The organism is Pedobacter sp. AK013, assembly GCF_014205835.1.
Classification (GTDB): domain Bacteria; phylum Bacteroidota; class Bacteroidia; order Sphingobacteriales; family Sphingobacteriaceae; genus Pedobacter.
This window is the reverse complement of the sequence record NZ_JACHCQ010000012.1, coordinates 15,866-30,825: the sequence shown is the minus strand read 5'-3', so window position 1 is coordinate 30,825 and position 14,960 is coordinate 15,866. Positions and strand designations below refer to the sequence as shown.

Sequence of the window (14,960 nt, the reverse complement as noted above, 5' to 3'; positions counted from 1 at the left end):
ATTTTATAATCCTGCACTTAAACCAAACGACCACGTTTTAATACCCGGATAACCACCGCGGCCTGAAGCAGATTCGGGATCATAATCACCCAAACGTTTATCGGCCATAATAGTGAAAGGATTATTGGCAGTTCCGTAAATTCTCAGTTTAGACAAACCAATTTTTTTCACAGCATTTTGAGGTAAGGTATACCCTAAAGTAATGCCCCTTACCCTGAAGTAAGAACCACTGAACAGGTAAAATGATGAAAGCTGATTGATATTATGACCTGCATCAGCAGTTAACAATGTCCTCGGGAAATCTGCATTTGGATCAGGGTTTTCTTTTGTCCAGCGGTTTAACAACTGTACTTTAGCATTTGCACCGTTAAAAAAAGGTGTTGAAGCTTCCTGGCCCAAAAAGGTTTTTACTTTGGCTACGCCATAAGTAAGGATATTAAAATCGAACCCCTTGTACGCGGCACTTAAATTAAAACCATAGTTTACAAAAGGTACGTCGTTGCCAATAATGGTACGGTCGGCTGCGTTAATCACATTATCGCCATTTATATCCCTGTATTTAATATCTCCAGCTCTGGTACGAGCATCTTGAAAAGCATGTGAAGCAACCTCTTCATTACTAACAAAAAGACCATCAGCAATATACCCGTAAAAAGACCCAAGCGATTCACCAACTCTTTGAATATATAGATCATCCGCAAAGAGGTCATTGTTGTTATCACCAATTTTGGTGATTTTACTTTTAATTAATGATAAGTTACCGCCTACACTAAAAGTAAAATCTTTACCAATGCGGTTGTTATGAGTAACAGCCAGCTCAAAGCCTGTATTACGGGTACTTGCTGCATTGGTAAAAGGTACGGTTAAGGGATAAGTTGCCAAAGCGGCATTACGCAATAACAAATCTTTGGTATCCTTAATGTAGTAATCTGCGGTAATGTCTAATTTACCTTTAAATAAGGTCATATCTGCTCCGAAATCGGTCATATATACTTTTTCCCAGGTTGTGGTTGGCCACGATCCGTCTGCCTGCCAGATTCCATCCTGTGCGGTACCTTCAAAGCTATATTGAAAGCCCGAGTTTAATCGGTTAAAATAATTACCAACGGCAACCACATCCTGGTTACCCAATGAACCATAAGAACCACGGAGCTTTAAATTATCAACCCAGTTGATGTTTTTCATGAAGTCTTCTTTTGAAACTACCCATCCGGCAGAAAACGACGGAAAGAAGGCCCTACGTACATCTTCACGGAAACGTGAAGAATAATCAATACGGGCATTTACCTCTAACAGGTATTTATCTTCAAAAGCATAGTTAAAACGACCAAACATCGATCGCATGGCCCATTCTTCGGCAGCAGTTCTATTAGCAAGACCATAAACACCTGCAATAATATCGTCATTGTTATTATCTGATAAAATATCTTCTCCGTTACCAGAACCATTAATGATGGTACTTAAATCGTTATTAGGAAAGTTTCTGCGGCCAAGAAATGCACTTCTAAGTACATTGCTTTCTTGCGATGAACCTACCGTTACCTTTCCGTAATGTTTGCCAAAAGTACGTTCATAATCTGCAGTAGCTTGCACCAACAATTCTTTTCTTTTAGACCAATACTCCCTTAAGTCGTTCTGTGTGCCTTGTCCTGCAGGTAGCGGAATAGGGTTGCCAGTTAAAAAGTTATTAATCGGAGCCATGGTATTGTTAAAGGCCGTGCTATTGTTATTGGTAAATTTTAACGAAACCAATCCATTAATTGATAGACCTTTTAATGGCGTTAAGGTAGCGTTGGCAGCAGTTTGGAGCAAATTATTACGGTTGCTGCCTTTTGATGATTCGGCAATCATACGGGCCTGGTTACGGTATGGCAATGAACTACTGGCTACCGTTCCGTTGTTTACCGAACCCCACTGGCCATTACTCTGGCGAAAAACAGTGGTTGGCAAAGAACGGTTTAACTCTGTCCACGATAAGTTACCCAAACGATCAAAAGCCTGATTAATGAAGGAGATATTGGTACCTATCTTCAGAATATTTTCGATAACCTTAGTCTCAGTATTTAATTTTGCACTAAACCGATCCTGGTCTTTGTTCGGAATCAACGATTCCTGCGTTAAATAATTTAAGCCCAAATAACTACTGGTTATTTTTCCAGGTGCATTGATGTTTAAATTCACATCGCCTTGCGGTGCGTTTGGCCTTAAAACTTCTTTATACCAATCAGTATTTGGATATAAATCTGGTTGTGAACCATTTCTGTATAACTCTATTTGTGCCGGCGTGTACATAGGGCTACGGCCAACATTGGTGAGTGCTTCGTTATAAAGTGTAGTATAATCTACTGATCCTAAATATTTTGCAATACGGGTTGGAGATTGCCAGCCGTAGTTGGCATTAAACTCGATGGTTGCTTTTTCTCCACCACCTCTTTTAGTGGTTACCATAATTACGCCATTTGCAGCTCTCGAGCCATATAAAGCAGCAGAAGAGGCATCTTTTAGTACGGACATGCCCGAAATATCATTTGGATTAAGGGTGGCAAACTCTTGCGAACTGGCCGGAATACCATCAATAATGTAAAGTGGAGTACCTGCACCTGCCAAACTGCTTCTGCCCCTAATATTAACGGCAGTACCACCGGTAGCACTGGCACTTACATCGCCAGGGCGTTGTAAAATGGTTAAACCTGGAGAAATACCCTGTAAAGCATTTTGTATTGAGGTTACAGGTCGTTCTTTTAATTGTTTAGGTGTAATGGTTGCAATGGCTCCGGTTAAACTCGATTTTTTTTGTGTACCATAAGCTACCACTACTACCTCGCTTAAATCGTTGCTTTGTGGCAACAAAGTAACTTTTACCGTAGCCGATGCTTTTATTTCTTTGGTTTGATAACCTAAATAAGAGATGACTAAAATGGCATCATCGGCCACACCAGTTAGTTTAAAGTTTCCACTTTCATCACTCATCGTGCCCTGCTCTCTGCCTTTTATTTTGATGCTGGCACCGGGTATACCTTTACCAATTTCGTCTACAATAGTACCAATCACGTCGATAACCTTGTTTACGGGCGCGCTTTGTTCTGGCTTATTAGCAGGGCCCGCATTTGTAGGACGTTCTTTAACCACAATAGTATTGGCCTGTATAGAATAGGTTAAGGGCTGGTTTTTGAAGCATTGATTTAAGGCTTCGGTTAAAGGCATATCTTTGATATCAATGCTCACCATGTTTGCCTTTTTTAAATCGCTTTGGATAAAAAACACATTGTATCCGCTTTGATTTTTTATTGCTTTAAGCACTTTTTGTAATGATGCATTTTTTTCATTAAGCGTAATGTTCTTTTGTGCAAAACTGCCCGCATGAACATGTAAAAAGGCTATAAAAAGCAATAAGATGGTTAGCTTCATAGATAACAGAATTTTATTCTTTATACGGCTTGAACCGTATAAATTAAAATCGTAAATTTTCATACATTTGTTAGGTTTTAGGTTGATTAAATGCCTATAGCAGTTGCTATTACATTTACAATGTTTTAACTATTTGGTTATTGTTGGAACAACTTTAATCTAAAACTTTAAACGGGTTTCGATTGCACTCGAAATCCGTTTTTTAGATTAAAATTTCATGTATTATTTTAAAATTTTAATCCTCCTTCCTTCTATTTTAAATTTAAACTTATCAGTAGATTCTAATATTTTTAAGGTTTCTTGTAAGTTGTTGTGTTTCGAAAAAGATCCGCCGAAGTAAATCCCATCAAAATCACCAACATACTCTATATCAACATCGTACCACCTGGCTAATTTTTGCATCGCTTCTTTAATTCCTTCGTTATTGAACATAAAGAAGCCATTTTTCCAGGCGATATATTCTTCTACATCAACATTGCTCACTTTGAAACCCGTATTGTGAAAAACAGCCTGCTGTCCTGGTTTTAGCAAACCTGTAGCCAATGGACTGAAGTTTTTAACGGCTACCCCACCTTCTACCAGGGTTGTTTTAATCTCAGCGTCATCAGCATAAGCACTTACATTAAAATGGGTACCCAAAACACTTATTTCTTGTTTTGATGTTTTAAGTTTGAAAGGCTTGTTTTTATTTTTAGCTACTTCGAAATAACCTTCGCCGGTAAGCTCTACCACCCTATATTTGCCTGTAAATGCGGTAGGATATTTTAATGATGATATGGCGTTTAACCAAACCTTAGTTCCATCGGGCAGGGTTACCTGATACTGGCCGCCGGCCGGAGTACTAATGGTATTAAAACCTGGTTTAGCCAGCGCTGATTTATTTTCTAAAACGGTATAAACCAATTGCCCGTCGGCAGTTTTGGTAATTTGAATTCCCTCTTGCTTGGCTATTGTACCATTTAGCGCCTGATCTAAATTAATTTTAGTTCCATCAACAAGTGTTAAAAAGGCTTTGTTCCCGCCTGGTTTGATTAAACTGGCTGATTTATCTATTTTTTTAAGATCGGTACGCTCACTTAAAATAAACCAACCAAAACCTAAAACGGCAATTAATGAGGCGGCAACGGCTAAGCGATAAAAATACCTGTTAGGGCGTTTTTTCTCATACTGCTCTATTTCTTGATTAATCTTATTAAAAATCTTCTCGCCAACTTTAACTTGCTCTTCCTCATCAATCTGTTTTTCACTCGCCAAAGTATTTTGGTTCAATTGATTATTGTACCAAGATTCTAATTTAAGACGTTCTTCTCCACTGGCAGTACCGGCTATGTATTTTTCTGTTAAACTTGTTAATTCTGCTTTTTTCAATTGCTTGTGGTTTGCTGTATGTACCCAACATAGCGTATACCCCCCAAAAGAAATTTTAAATTTTACACAACAAACTATGTAACAGCGAATTAAAATTAAACATAGTTAAGTAATTGTAAACAATTCGATTGAATCATTTAAATGAGCATTAATTTATTTACCCCAAATGCCGGCCAATAATAAAATGGCCCAAAATAAGAACTCGCCCATATCGGTACGCAGGCGCCGCAGTGCAATGGTAATCTGGTTTTCTACGGTTTTAGGCGAAATGTTTAAACGGGCAGCTATTTCTTTTACGCTGAGGTGTTCTTTACGGCTGAGGATGAAAATTTCCTTACACTTTTGAGGTAATAACTCAATACTCTCATCCAGACGTTGCGCAATCTCTTTTTCGGCAAAGGCATTTTCGGCATTATTTGCACTCACCAAAAGCTCGGTATCATGAAGTAAATCAGTGCGTATTTTACCATCTCTAATGGCTTTAAATACCTGAAAACGAACGGCCGTAAACAAATAATTGTTCAGGTTATCGACTGCGCTATGCTCCCGTTTTAACCAAAGACTTACAAATATCTCTTGTATAATATCTTCAGAGGCCTCTCTATTACGCAAAATATGATAAGCAGATAAATATAACTTGCTCCAATACCTGTTATAAATTTTTTCGAACGCAGACCGATCATTACTTTGCATATCGCGAACAAGCAAACTATCAGGCCATAGTTGTAAATTATCAGGTTTCATTAATATAAGGAGATCTCTGCAATACTAAGCAAAAAAATAGCGGCTTAATTTACATATTTTTTTTTGCAAGGTAGCATAAATGTTGCATTATTGAAGAGACAAAAGAAATGAATGAAGTAAATTAAACGATAAATCAATAAGCAGTGGAGCACATGAACCATTTTGGTATGAAAATCCAGAAATATCTAACCATGGCTTGCTCTGGGGCATTAATCCCTCAGCTTTTAATTTTAGTAATTAAGAGGATAAGGTTTCCACAACAGAAATTGTATCTGACTGTCTTTCTGCTTCTAAGATTGTCTTCAAGAAAATAGGGACAGGCTCTCGCTCCCTATAGCAATCGCAATTATATTTATGAGCTGAATCAATAACGGATCATCGAAATAATCAGTATCCAGCTCCCAATCACAGCTAACCAATAACCAACCTGACTATTGATAAATGAACCAATGACTAATGAACTAACTCATCTCCCTAATCAACACCTCGATTAATTCTTTTGCAGACGTATATTTTAAGTTTACCGCGTTTTGGCCCGACCAGAAATTGTAGATATCTGTTTTGCCCTGTTCAATGGCAGCGGCTCTTAACGGCCCCATTAATCGGGTTTGTAGTGGAAAGGGCAATACCTCAATATCATAACGAATAGCACTGGATATCCGGTTACCGATCATCCGTCCCATTCTCCCGGTTAATGATTTAGAAAGCACCGTATTTTTTGATTCTTCGGAGAAAAGTTTTGCCTTGTGCATCGGCGTTGCATTAGATTCGTCGGTTACTAAAAAAGCGGTACCAATCTGAACTGCATCTGCGCCAAGCGCCAATGCTGCCTTTATACCTTTTGCATCGGCAATACCACCAGCGGCAATTATGGGTGTTTTTGTTTTCGCTTTTACTTGCTGGATCAATACAAAAGTTCCTGTTAGCGACTCATCTGCTGGTTTAAGGAATGAAGGACGATGCCCACCCGCTTCAAATCCTGTTGCTACAATGGCATCAACCTCGGCTTCTTCGAGTGCTAAAGCTTCATCTAATGTGGTTGCTGCACCCACCGTTTTAATGCCTAACTTTAGTGCTTCGTTTAATACTTCTTTTGAAGGTATGCCGAATATAAAACTAAATACTGCGGGTTTCAGCTCGAAAAGCGTTTCAACCTGTTTCAAAAATTTTGAAGGAATATTGGCATCAAGATCGGGTAAGGGAATACTCAGTTCATCAAAAAAAGGTTTGAATAATAGTTTAATCTCCTCTATTTTTTCTGTTGGATAATTAACTAAACGTTCATCTACATCATTTACCCATAGGTTGATGTTGTAAGGTTTATCTGTTTTTGTTCTTACAATTTTATCGGTTTCGATAATTTCTTCAGGACTTAAGGTATATGCGCCGATGCTACCCAAACCACCAGCGTTTGATACGGCTGCTAAAAGTTCAGGTGTTGAAAACCCACCGCCCATTGGGCCTAATAAAATCGGATATTCGATCTTTAAAAGTTCGGTTATTTTAGTTCTGTTCCACATCTTAATAATTTTTCACGTTGGTTAAAAGTTTATTCACAATCACCCACCCGCTATCGGTTAGATTTAATGATAAAAGGTCGTAATAATTAAAATCAAAAATAGGCAGATGAACTTTGGCAATTGCAATAGAGTTGATAATTTCTATCGACAATATTTCCATTCGGAATGTTTCATTGAGCTCCTGCGGACTTTTGCGCTTACTTACCCCTTCTAAATATTCATCAAGTGTTTTAAAATATGGAATGCCGTTTACATCACCAGCCAATATAGACTGTGGATGAAATATTTTTCTGAGCAGTGCTGTATCTCCATTAAAAACTCCCTTAAAATAAGATGACAGTACTTCTGCTATTGCATTTGCATTTTCGCTGTAATTGTTCATGGTTTTAATTTTTTAAGGTATGCCCGGGGTTAAATGTTCCCTTTGCATACCTGGTTCTTGTTTTAATTTTTATCCCTAGCCAATGTGATGACCCGCTACATGACCTCCGTCTAAATTGATTATTTCGCCTGTTACAAAATTACTTTCAGCCAGGTACAGGGCCAGTTGAGCAACATCCTGTGTTTCGCCAATACGGTTTAATAAATGTAAACCCGCAAACGCATCTGCATCACTAATGCCATTTTTGGCCTGTAACGGACTTCTGATAATCCCTGCTGCGATGCCATTTACCCTGATGTTGTTTTTGCCGAACTCTGCAGCCAATTGTTTAGTTAAAGCATGGATGCCTCCCTTGCTCGAAATGGGTGCTGTTGCAGGAAAGCCACCAATGGCATGATCTACCAATACGGTTCCGATGTTAATAACAGCACCACCATTTTGTTTCAACATCTACGTGATGGCTGCCTGAGTGGTGAAAAATGTGCCTTTTAAATTGATATTCAAAAATCTGTCCAGGTATGCTTCATCTACCTCTAAAAAAGGCTTTGCTTCAAAAATACCGGCATTGTTTACCAGCACATCTACAGCACCAAAACGTGCTACGGCAGTTTCTACCAATAGTTTACCTGTACTGATGTTGCTGATATCGCCAGCTACCATCGCCAATTGATGGTGCAATCCTAATTCGTTGAAAGCAGTAATTAAATTGTTCTCATGTGCAGCATTGATCACCACATTGTGACCCTGTTCTAAAAATAAAGCTGCTATGGCACGACCAATACCTGTTGATGCGCCTGTTATAATGACAGTTAGTGTTTTCATGTTTTTGATAATTATTTATTGTTTGCTGTGATCCCTTTTTCGCGCAGTACCGATACCTGTTCGCCTGCATATCCCCAATCATCCAATTCTATTTCTTGAATTACTACGTGGGTAAGCTTCGGATCTTTATCCAATACTTCAGTAATCAGTTTGGTTATTCCACTAATTAGGGTCTGTTTTTGTTCGCGTGTAACACCTTCGCGGGTTACTTCTATTTTTACGTATGGCATGGCTGTTCGATTAAATAGTTAATGATGCGGTTAATTTTACATCGAGCTCAAATTCATTGTAGATTAGGTTATCGCCAAGGTTGGTGAAAAAGTTACCTGATCTGAATTTCATGTTGTATTTGGTACGGTCGATAAAGATTTTACCAGAAGCTGTTAACGTATTGCCAGTAACCACAACATCTGCCGCAAAAATTACAGTATGTGTAATGCCTTTAATGGTTAAATCGCCGGTAATTACAGTATTATCTTCATTGGTTTGATCAACAGCTGTGATCACAAATGTAGCCTCCGGGAATTGATCAGTTGCGAAAAAATCTTCAGAGAATAAATGTCCGGCAAACTGTGCATTGGTTGCAGGGTCGGTAACATCCAATATTACGATAGAGGTGGTATCGATGATAAAGTTCCCTTTGCTGAGTTTATCATCGTTTAAACTTAGTGAACCCGATCTAATCGTGATGGTTCCGTTGTGTGCTCCGGTAACTTTTTTACCAGTCCAGTTGATGTTGCTTTGAGCACTTACAATTTCAAATTTTGTAGTTTCCATTTCTTTATTTATCAATCGTTAGTGATTTGACAACACAAAGTAAGGGAGGAAATTTACAGGACTTAGGTGATGTACATCACATTCCGCAAGCGCTATTTTTGAGCGTTGTAAAGTCTGCTCAGGGTTTCTCTCGAAACACCCAAATAAGCAGCAATTAAATGTTTAGGGACAAGATTATACAATTGAGGATACATGGCCAAAAGTTCCTCGTAACGGGCTTTAGTATCGTTATTCATAAACGACAACAGCCTTTTCTGCGAAGCCAGATAGCCCCTGTTTGTTCTCCACCGGAAAAAATGTTCAGCCTGATGAATTTCACTGCAGATTTTTTCGCGGTCATCGTTAGAAAGGCATAACACTTCTGCATCGCTAATGCAATCTACACTTATGGTTGCACGGGTATGGTTGTATAGAGCGCCATAATCTGAAGTCCACCAGGTAGGCATGGCAAACTGCAGGATATACATCTTGATTTCGTCGTTGATAAAAAAAGCTTTTAAACAGCCCGAGATCACAAAATATTCGTGATCTACCTTATCTCCTTCGCTAATGACGACCTGCCCTTTTTTAAAAGACTGTTGCTTGAAATAGGAAAATAAATAATCGAACTCTTTGTCGTTTAAAGTTGCCGTTTTTAAAATATGCGCTTTTAGTGTTTCTTTAGGGTTCATAACTTCAAATAAAGGTAAGAATTATTGGAGTTAGTCGGAAGTCGGTGAGTCAGGAGTCCGAAGTCGTTAAACGACATAAAGTTAACCGATTCCGTAATTAACAGAATAACACAATACTTGATTTTTAATTTTTTAAATGTAACTTTGTTGCATTGAATTATTCAGTCTATAAATATCGCAGAGAAATTTTTGCCCGTATATGGGCGGTATTGCTATTGGCGGTATTTCTTAATGCAACACTGATAGAAAGCCTACATCACCATGGTGCCGAAAAAACCAGTTACAGCAAGCAAAGTTCTCTGGCGTATCCGCTTAAACAACTAGGTTCGGCAAAGCTAAAGTGTAAATTGTGCGAGGTACTGAAACACCGATCGCATTTTTTCGATGTCCCTGCTCCTACTGCATTTGCTTTACCCTTAGTTAAACCAACGCTTAAACCTTGTATTTACCTGATGAGGCATGCTGTTGCTTACCTCTTATCCTGCGCCAATAAAGGGCCTCCTAGCCTAATGGCATAATCTTCATACAAGAAATTTCTTTTCATAACCTGCAAATTCATACTGTTTAACGCACATACCTGTTTGGTATGTGCCAATATTTTATTATGCTTCAAGCCATTTCACTATCCAAAAATTACGGGGTTTACCAAGCCCTAAAGCAACTTAATTTAACCGTTAACGCTGGTGAGGTATTTTGCCTTTTAGGCCAAAACGGTGCAGGGAAAACGACTACTATTAATTTATTTCTCGGTTTTATTGAACCAAGCGAGGGTAAAATTTTAATCAACGGAGAGGCACTGAATGCGCACGATAACGAGCGCCGCAAACATTTAGCTTATATCCCTGAAGTGGTGATGCTTTACGGAAACCTTTCTGCCATTGAAAACCTCGATTACTTTTCGAAACTAGCGGGCTTTAATTATGATACCAAAAGCTTAACCGGTTTTTTAAACCAATGTGGTTTACAGGAAGCTGCCCACTATAAACATTTATCGGGTTTTAGCAAAGGCATGCGCCAAAAAGTGGGTATTGCTATCGCATTGGCCAAAAATGCAAAAATCATTTTAATGGATGAACCCACCAGCGGACTAGACCCAAAAGCTACGGCAGAATTTACCCAACTGGTTAAACAATTGGCTGCTGAAGGGAAATCGATATTAATGGCTACTCATGATATTTTTAATGCGGTAAACGTAGGTTCGCACATTGGTATTATGAAACAAGGTGAATTAATCCATACACTTAAAGCCAGCGACATCACTGCAGCCGATCTCCAGGAATTATACTTACAAACTATTTAAAAACAAATCTATTTCATGTACCCAACATATAAAGGTCATTCTATTTTCCGTGCACTCTCTTTGCTATTGTTCTTCAGCACATTTTACCTGGTCACTTTTGCTCAGGTTAGGGTAAGTGGAAAAGTAAACGATACCCAAAACCACGCTATCCAAAAAGCCACTATTAAATTTAAGAATGGGAAAGATCAACTGAATACAAACAGCGATTCGCTCGGTAATTTCTCAGTTGTTCTACCTAAAACAGCTAATTACACCATCACCATTAGTGCCATTGGCTACAGCACTTTTAATCGCATTTATTCCATTAATGGCATTGGTGATTTGAACCTAGGTGCGATTGTGCTGCAAACCACCAGCGAAGAATTGCAGACCGTTGAAGTGGTAGGTACCAATGGCAAAAAGTACTATGGCAACTATTCCTTTTCAGCCACCAAAACGGCTACCTTGAACAAGGATATTCCACAGGCTATTTCTTCGGTTTCGAAAGAATTAATTGCCGACAGGCAGGCAGCTGTACTGGCCGATGCGGTTAAGAATGTAACCAGTGTATCGCAAAGCAGTTATTACAACCAATTTTCTATCAGAGGAATTAACCAGAATGAAGAAGGTGCCATTATTAACGGCATGCGTACCCGCCAATATTATTTTAACCAGCCTTTAACCAATAATCTGGAGCGGATAGAGGTGATAAAAGGTCCGGCAAGTGCTACATTCTCGAGTGTAGACCCGGGAGGAAGCATTAACCTGGTAACCAAAAAACCACTGACTGAAGATCGCAAAGAGATTAGTCTCTCGGCCGGAAGTTTCAGTACCATTAGAGGTGCATTAGATTTTACAGGTCCTTTAAATGCTGATAAAACGCTGCTTTACCGACTTAATGTGGGGTATGAAGACAGTAAAAGCTTCAGAGACCTGCAATACAGAAAGGGTTATCTGATTGCCCCTTCTTTTTCGTACATCCCGAATGATAGAACCAGCTTAAATGTAGAAGTGGTAATGAACAACAGCAATTCGAGGTTAGACCGTGGACAGGCTATTTTTGGCGCAATTGCAGGTAAAACAGATTTAAAAAGTACACCGATCAGTTTCAATATGGGGGCCAGTAACGATCGCTTTAATAGCCAGGATTTAATGTTGATGACCAATTTTTCGCATAGTCTTACACAGAATATTGTATTTAATGTGGCCTATATGAAGCAAAACTGGAGCGAAGATCTTTTAGAACATAGAACCACCAATGCTTTTGGCGTTGATGAAAACAATCAACCTATCCCTACTTTAGCGGCCATGCGCGCCGTTCAGCGTCAGCAAAAATGGCAAACCGACAATTTAAGTACTTATTTTAGTATAAACGCCAACACTTTTAGCTTAAGCCACAAGCTGGTAATCGGGTACGATAGAATAAATACCCAGAAACTTCGGGGCGGTGGCGAAAACTCTGCCCAGGGCTACCGCTTAAAAGATGGAACCGTTGCAGCAAAGTACGATCCTACAAAAAAAGACCTCTATTTATTTAAAGTGGTAAATGGTATAAATGCACCTGTACCCAATGTAGAACACTTTAACCTGTCTGCCCCAACCTATACCATTAAAAATTTAAGCGATTACGTTTTTACCAAAACAGAAATCCCTGCCGCATATAATTTGGTTAATGCAGTATACCTGCAGGATCAGATAAAATACCATCAAGTTACCTTAACATTGGGTTTACGACAAGAGTGGTACGAGGATTACAGCAATTACAAATTAGCTACCGAAAAGAAAATTTATCAGCATAAACTTTTGCCAAGGGCCGGAATTACCTATAGCATAAACGCAAACATTAACCTTTACGGAACCTATTTACAGGGATATCAGCCACAAGGCAATACCTCAACCCTGGTTATTGTTCCACCACCTGCAGGCACCAATTTTAAGCCTTTAGAAAGCGACTTAAAAGAGATTGGTGCAAAATCTGAATGGCTGAATAAAAACCTGATGGTGAATATTTCGGTATTCGAAATCAACCAGAAAAACCTGCTGATGAATGCAAATGACCCGTTAGATGTAAACCGATTAATAGAACGAGGTGCCCAACGCAGCCGTGGTGTCGAATTAGAAGCGTCTGGTTTTATCAGGTCTAACTGGCAGTTTAATGCAGGTTATAGTTATGTAGATGCTATTATTAAGGATGATTTTAATCCGGATTTAATTGGTCAGCGGGTGCAGAACACGCCAAAACACAGTGCCAGCTTATGGACACGCTACAACTTTGAAACACATAAGCTAAAGGGAATCGGTTTTGGAGCAGGTTTACAGTATAGTGGCACTAAACTTCCCTTATATATCAGAGATTTTGTACTGCCAGCTTATACCCTGTTAGATGCAGCACTTTATTATTCGCCTGCTGGCTCTAAAGTACAACTGGCTGTAAACATGAATAACATTTTAAATAAGACCTACTGGGTCGGTGCTCAAAATTATCTACGCCTTTTCCCTGGTACACCAAGAAATGTAATGTTTAACGTAACCTATAGAATATAATGTCTAATAGAATAAGCACTATTGCGAAACAAACTTTTAAAGCTGCATTTAACAATAGAGCCACCTTGTCTTTAACCCTTTTATTAGGCTTATCGCTTTGTTTGGCCACTTATGTTGGATGGCAGAATTTTAAAATGCAAAATAACCAACGGCTCCACTATAAGGCCCTGGTAAGGGCACAGTGGTTAGCCAAACCAGATAAACACCCACACAGGATGGCCCACTATGGTTACCTCGCCTTTCGCGAAAAACACGAACTGAGTTTCTTCGACTTTGGCATAGAAAGTTTCGCAGGGGTATCGATTTTTTTAGAGGCACATAAACAGAATACGGTTAATTTCAGCGAAGCGGGCTTTACCAACGGTATGCTCAGCTTTGGCGAAATCAGTGTAGCCATGGTACTGCAACTACTGGTGCCGCTGCTTATTTTCTTTTTGGGTTATAACAGCATCTCGGCAGAACGAGAATCGGGAACCTTAAAGATCCTGTTGTGCCAGGATGTGAGCTGGAAACAACTGCTGTGGGGCAAAACAATAGGCATTATCAGCATTTGCCTTTCCATATTTATTCCTCTTATACTGCTCACCATCTTATTATGGGCCTCGTTAAGTCATTGGCAGGTCAGTATGGATTCCGCTTTACGTTTATTATTGCTGGTTTTAACCTACTCCGTTTATTTTTTCATTATTTCGGCCATTACAGTTTTGGTTTCAGCCTTTGCCCGCAGTTCCAAATCGGCCTTGATTACCTTATTGGCCTGCTGGATATTCTTCATGGTGATTATGCCTCGTATAACCCAGGCAGTTGGTGTAAAAATCTACCCTTCACCATCTAAAATAGAATTTGCCGATGCCATTGCAGCCGAAGTTCATCAGCAGGGCGATAGCCATGATCCCAATGACCCACATTACACAGCCATTAAAGATTCGTTACTTAAAGCTTATGCTGTGGATGATGTTAAAAAACTGCCTTTTAACTATGGTGGTTACATTATGGCCGAGGGCGAAAAGATTACCTCAAAAATTTATAGTAAGCACCAAAGTGAGCTGAACAAAATTTTCGAAAAACAGAACAGCATTACTACGGTTACAGGTTTCTTAAACCCTTATTTATCGCTGAAAAACATTTCGATGGCCTTAACCGCATCCGATTTTAATACTTTCGTCGATTTTCAACACCAGGCAGAAACTTACCGTTATCAACTCGCTCAAAAGATGAATAAGCTGCAAATTGAAAAGATCAGCAACATTGCACCTGGAGAAGAAGAAAAACCTTTGGCCATCAGTAAAACAAATTGGGCCGAACAACCCGATTTTAATTACCATTTCAAAAAATTAGGTGCTGTTATGGCAAATGGGCTATTAGCACTAAGCGCCTTGGCCTTCTGGCTATTTGTTGCGGTTATTTTACTTCAATGTTCACCAAAATGGATTAAAACGATATAG

At 39.1% G+C, this 14,960-nt stretch carries 12 protein-coding genes and 1 pseudogene; 4 read left to right on the top strand and 9 right to left on the bottom strand.

The features are described from left to right. Positions 1 to 3 precede the first annotated feature (3 nt). The 9 genes and pseudogenes from HDC90_RS10005 to HDC90_RS09965 all read right to left on the bottom strand — a co-directional run bounded on the left by HDC90_RS10005 (position 4) and on the right by HDC90_RS09965 (position 9,692). Complete coding sequence (locus tag HDC90_RS10005; protein WP_184465894.1) at positions 4 to 3,408, bottom strand: TonB-dependent receptor; 3,405 nt, start codon at positions 3,406 to 3,408, stop codon at positions 4 to 6. A 222-nt stretch (positions 3,409 to 3,630) separates the two neighbouring features. Further along, entirely contained in the window at positions 3,631 to 4,776 is a 1,146-nt protein-coding gene (locus HDC90_RS10000; RefSeq protein WP_184465892.1) for a FecR family protein, read from the bottom strand. 153 nt (positions 4,777 to 4,929) lie between these two features. Continuing rightward, positions 4,930 to 5,520, bottom strand: coding sequence for an RNA polymerase sigma-70 factor (locus tag HDC90_RS09995; RefSeq protein WP_184465890.1), 591 nt, complete (start codon positions 5,518 to 5,520; stop codon positions 4,930 to 4,932). 461 nt (positions 5,521 to 5,981) lie between these two features. After that, positions 5,982 to 7,040 (bottom strand): nitronate monooxygenase family protein, encoded by a 1,059-nt coding sequence (locus tag HDC90_RS09990; RefSeq protein WP_184465888.1) that lies wholly within the window; start codon positions 7,038 to 7,040, stop codon positions 5,982 to 5,984. A 1-nt stretch (position 7,041) separates the two neighbouring features. Continuing rightward, complete coding sequence (locus HDC90_RS09985) at positions 7,042 to 7,422, bottom strand: nuclear transport factor 2 family protein (RefSeq protein WP_184465886.1); 381 nt, start codon at positions 7,420 to 7,422, stop codon at positions 7,042 to 7,044. Between the two features lie 75 nt (positions 7,423 to 7,497). Then, positions 7,498 to 8,244, bottom strand: a pseudogene (locus tag HDC90_RS25530) (SDR family NAD(P)-dependent oxidoreductase). An 11-nt stretch (positions 8,245 to 8,255) separates the two neighbouring features. Beyond that, positions 8,256 to 8,474, bottom strand: a complete 219-nt coding sequence (locus HDC90_RS09975; RefSeq protein ID WP_131531439.1) for a 4-oxalocrotonate tautomerase family protein — start codon at positions 8,472 to 8,474, stop codon at positions 8,256 to 8,258. Positions 8,475 to 8,484: 10 nt separating this feature from the next. Beyond that, positions 8,485 to 9,021, bottom strand: coding sequence for a YceI family protein (locus HDC90_RS09970; protein WP_184465884.1), 537 nt, complete (start codon positions 9,019 to 9,021; stop codon positions 8,485 to 8,487). A 92-nt stretch (positions 9,022 to 9,113) separates the two neighbouring features. Further along, positions 9,114 to 9,692, bottom strand: a complete 579-nt coding sequence (locus HDC90_RS09965; protein ID WP_184465882.1) for a Crp/Fnr family transcriptional regulator — start codon at positions 9,690 to 9,692, stop codon at positions 9,114 to 9,116. Between the two features lie 152 nt (positions 9,693 to 9,844). Between HDC90_RS09965 and HDC90_RS09960 the strand changes: the two genes are divergently transcribed. The 4 genes from HDC90_RS09960 (at position 9,845) to HDC90_RS09945 (ending at position 14,960) form a co-directional block, all read left to right on the top strand. Next, a complete protein-coding gene (locus tag HDC90_RS09960) occupies positions 9,845 to 10,210 on the top strand; it encodes a hypothetical protein (protein ID WP_184465880.1) in 366 nt (121 codons plus the stop codon). A gap of 86 nt (positions 10,211 to 10,296) precedes the next feature. After that, positions 10,297 to 10,992 (top strand): ABC transporter ATP-binding protein, encoded by a 696-nt coding sequence (locus HDC90_RS09955; protein ID WP_184465878.1) that lies wholly within the window; start codon positions 10,297 to 10,299, stop codon positions 10,990 to 10,992. Between the two features lie 15 nt (positions 10,993 to 11,007). Then, positions 11,008 to 13,515, top strand: coding sequence for a TonB-dependent receptor (locus tag HDC90_RS09950; RefSeq protein ID WP_184465877.1), 2,508 nt, complete (start codon positions 11,008 to 11,010; stop codon positions 13,513 to 13,515). Next, the gene (locus HDC90_RS09945; RefSeq protein WP_184465875.1) at positions 13,515 to 14,960 is read left to right on the top strand and encodes a DUF3526 domain-containing protein; all 1,446 of its coding nucleotides are present in this window, start codon (positions 13,515 to 13,517) and stop codon (positions 14,958 to 14,960) included. Before HDC90_RS09950 ends, HDC90_RS09945 begins: the two co-directional genes overlap by 1 nt.

What these genes read in the sequence shown, in the direction of transcription:
- HDC90_RS09950 (WP_184465877.1), top strand. Translation starts at nt 11,008, where the DNA reads ATGTACCCAACATATAAAGGTCATTCTATTTTCCGTGCACTCTCTTTG.
- HDC90_RS09965 (WP_184465882.1), bottom strand. Translation starts at nt 9,692, where the DNA reads ATGAACCCTAAAGAAACACTAAAAGCGCATATTTTAAAAACGGCAACT.
- HDC90_RS10005 (WP_184465894.1), bottom strand. Translation starts at nt 3,408, where the DNA reads ATGAAGCTAACCATCTTATTGCTTTTTATAGCCTTTTTACATGTTCAT.
- HDC90_RS09975 (WP_131531439.1), bottom strand. Translation starts at nt 8,474, where the DNA reads ATGCCATACGTAAAAATAGAAGTAACCCGCGAAGGTGTTACACGCGAA.
- HDC90_RS09945 (WP_184465875.1), top strand. Translation starts at nt 13,515, where the DNA reads ATGTCTAATAGAATAAGCACTATTGCGAAACAAACTTTTAAAGCTGCA.
- HDC90_RS09990 (WP_184465888.1), bottom strand. Translation starts at nt 7,040, where the DNA reads ATGTGGAACAGAACTAAAATAACCGAACTTTTAAAGATCGAATATCCG.
- HDC90_RS09985 (WP_184465886.1), bottom strand. Translation starts at nt 7,422, where the DNA reads ATGAACAATTACAGCGAAAATGCAAATGCAATAGCAGAAGTACTGTCA.
- HDC90_RS09995 (WP_184465890.1), bottom strand. Translation starts at nt 5,520, where the DNA reads ATGAAACCTGATAATTTACAACTATGGCCTGATAGTTTGCTTGTTCGC.
- HDC90_RS09955 (WP_184465878.1), top strand. Translation starts at nt 10,297, where the DNA reads ATGCTTCAAGCCATTTCACTATCCAAAAATTACGGGGTTTACCAAGCC.
- HDC90_RS09970 (WP_184465884.1), bottom strand. Translation starts at nt 9,021, where the DNA reads ATGGAAACTACAAAATTTGAAATTGTAAGTGCTCAAAGCAACATCAAC.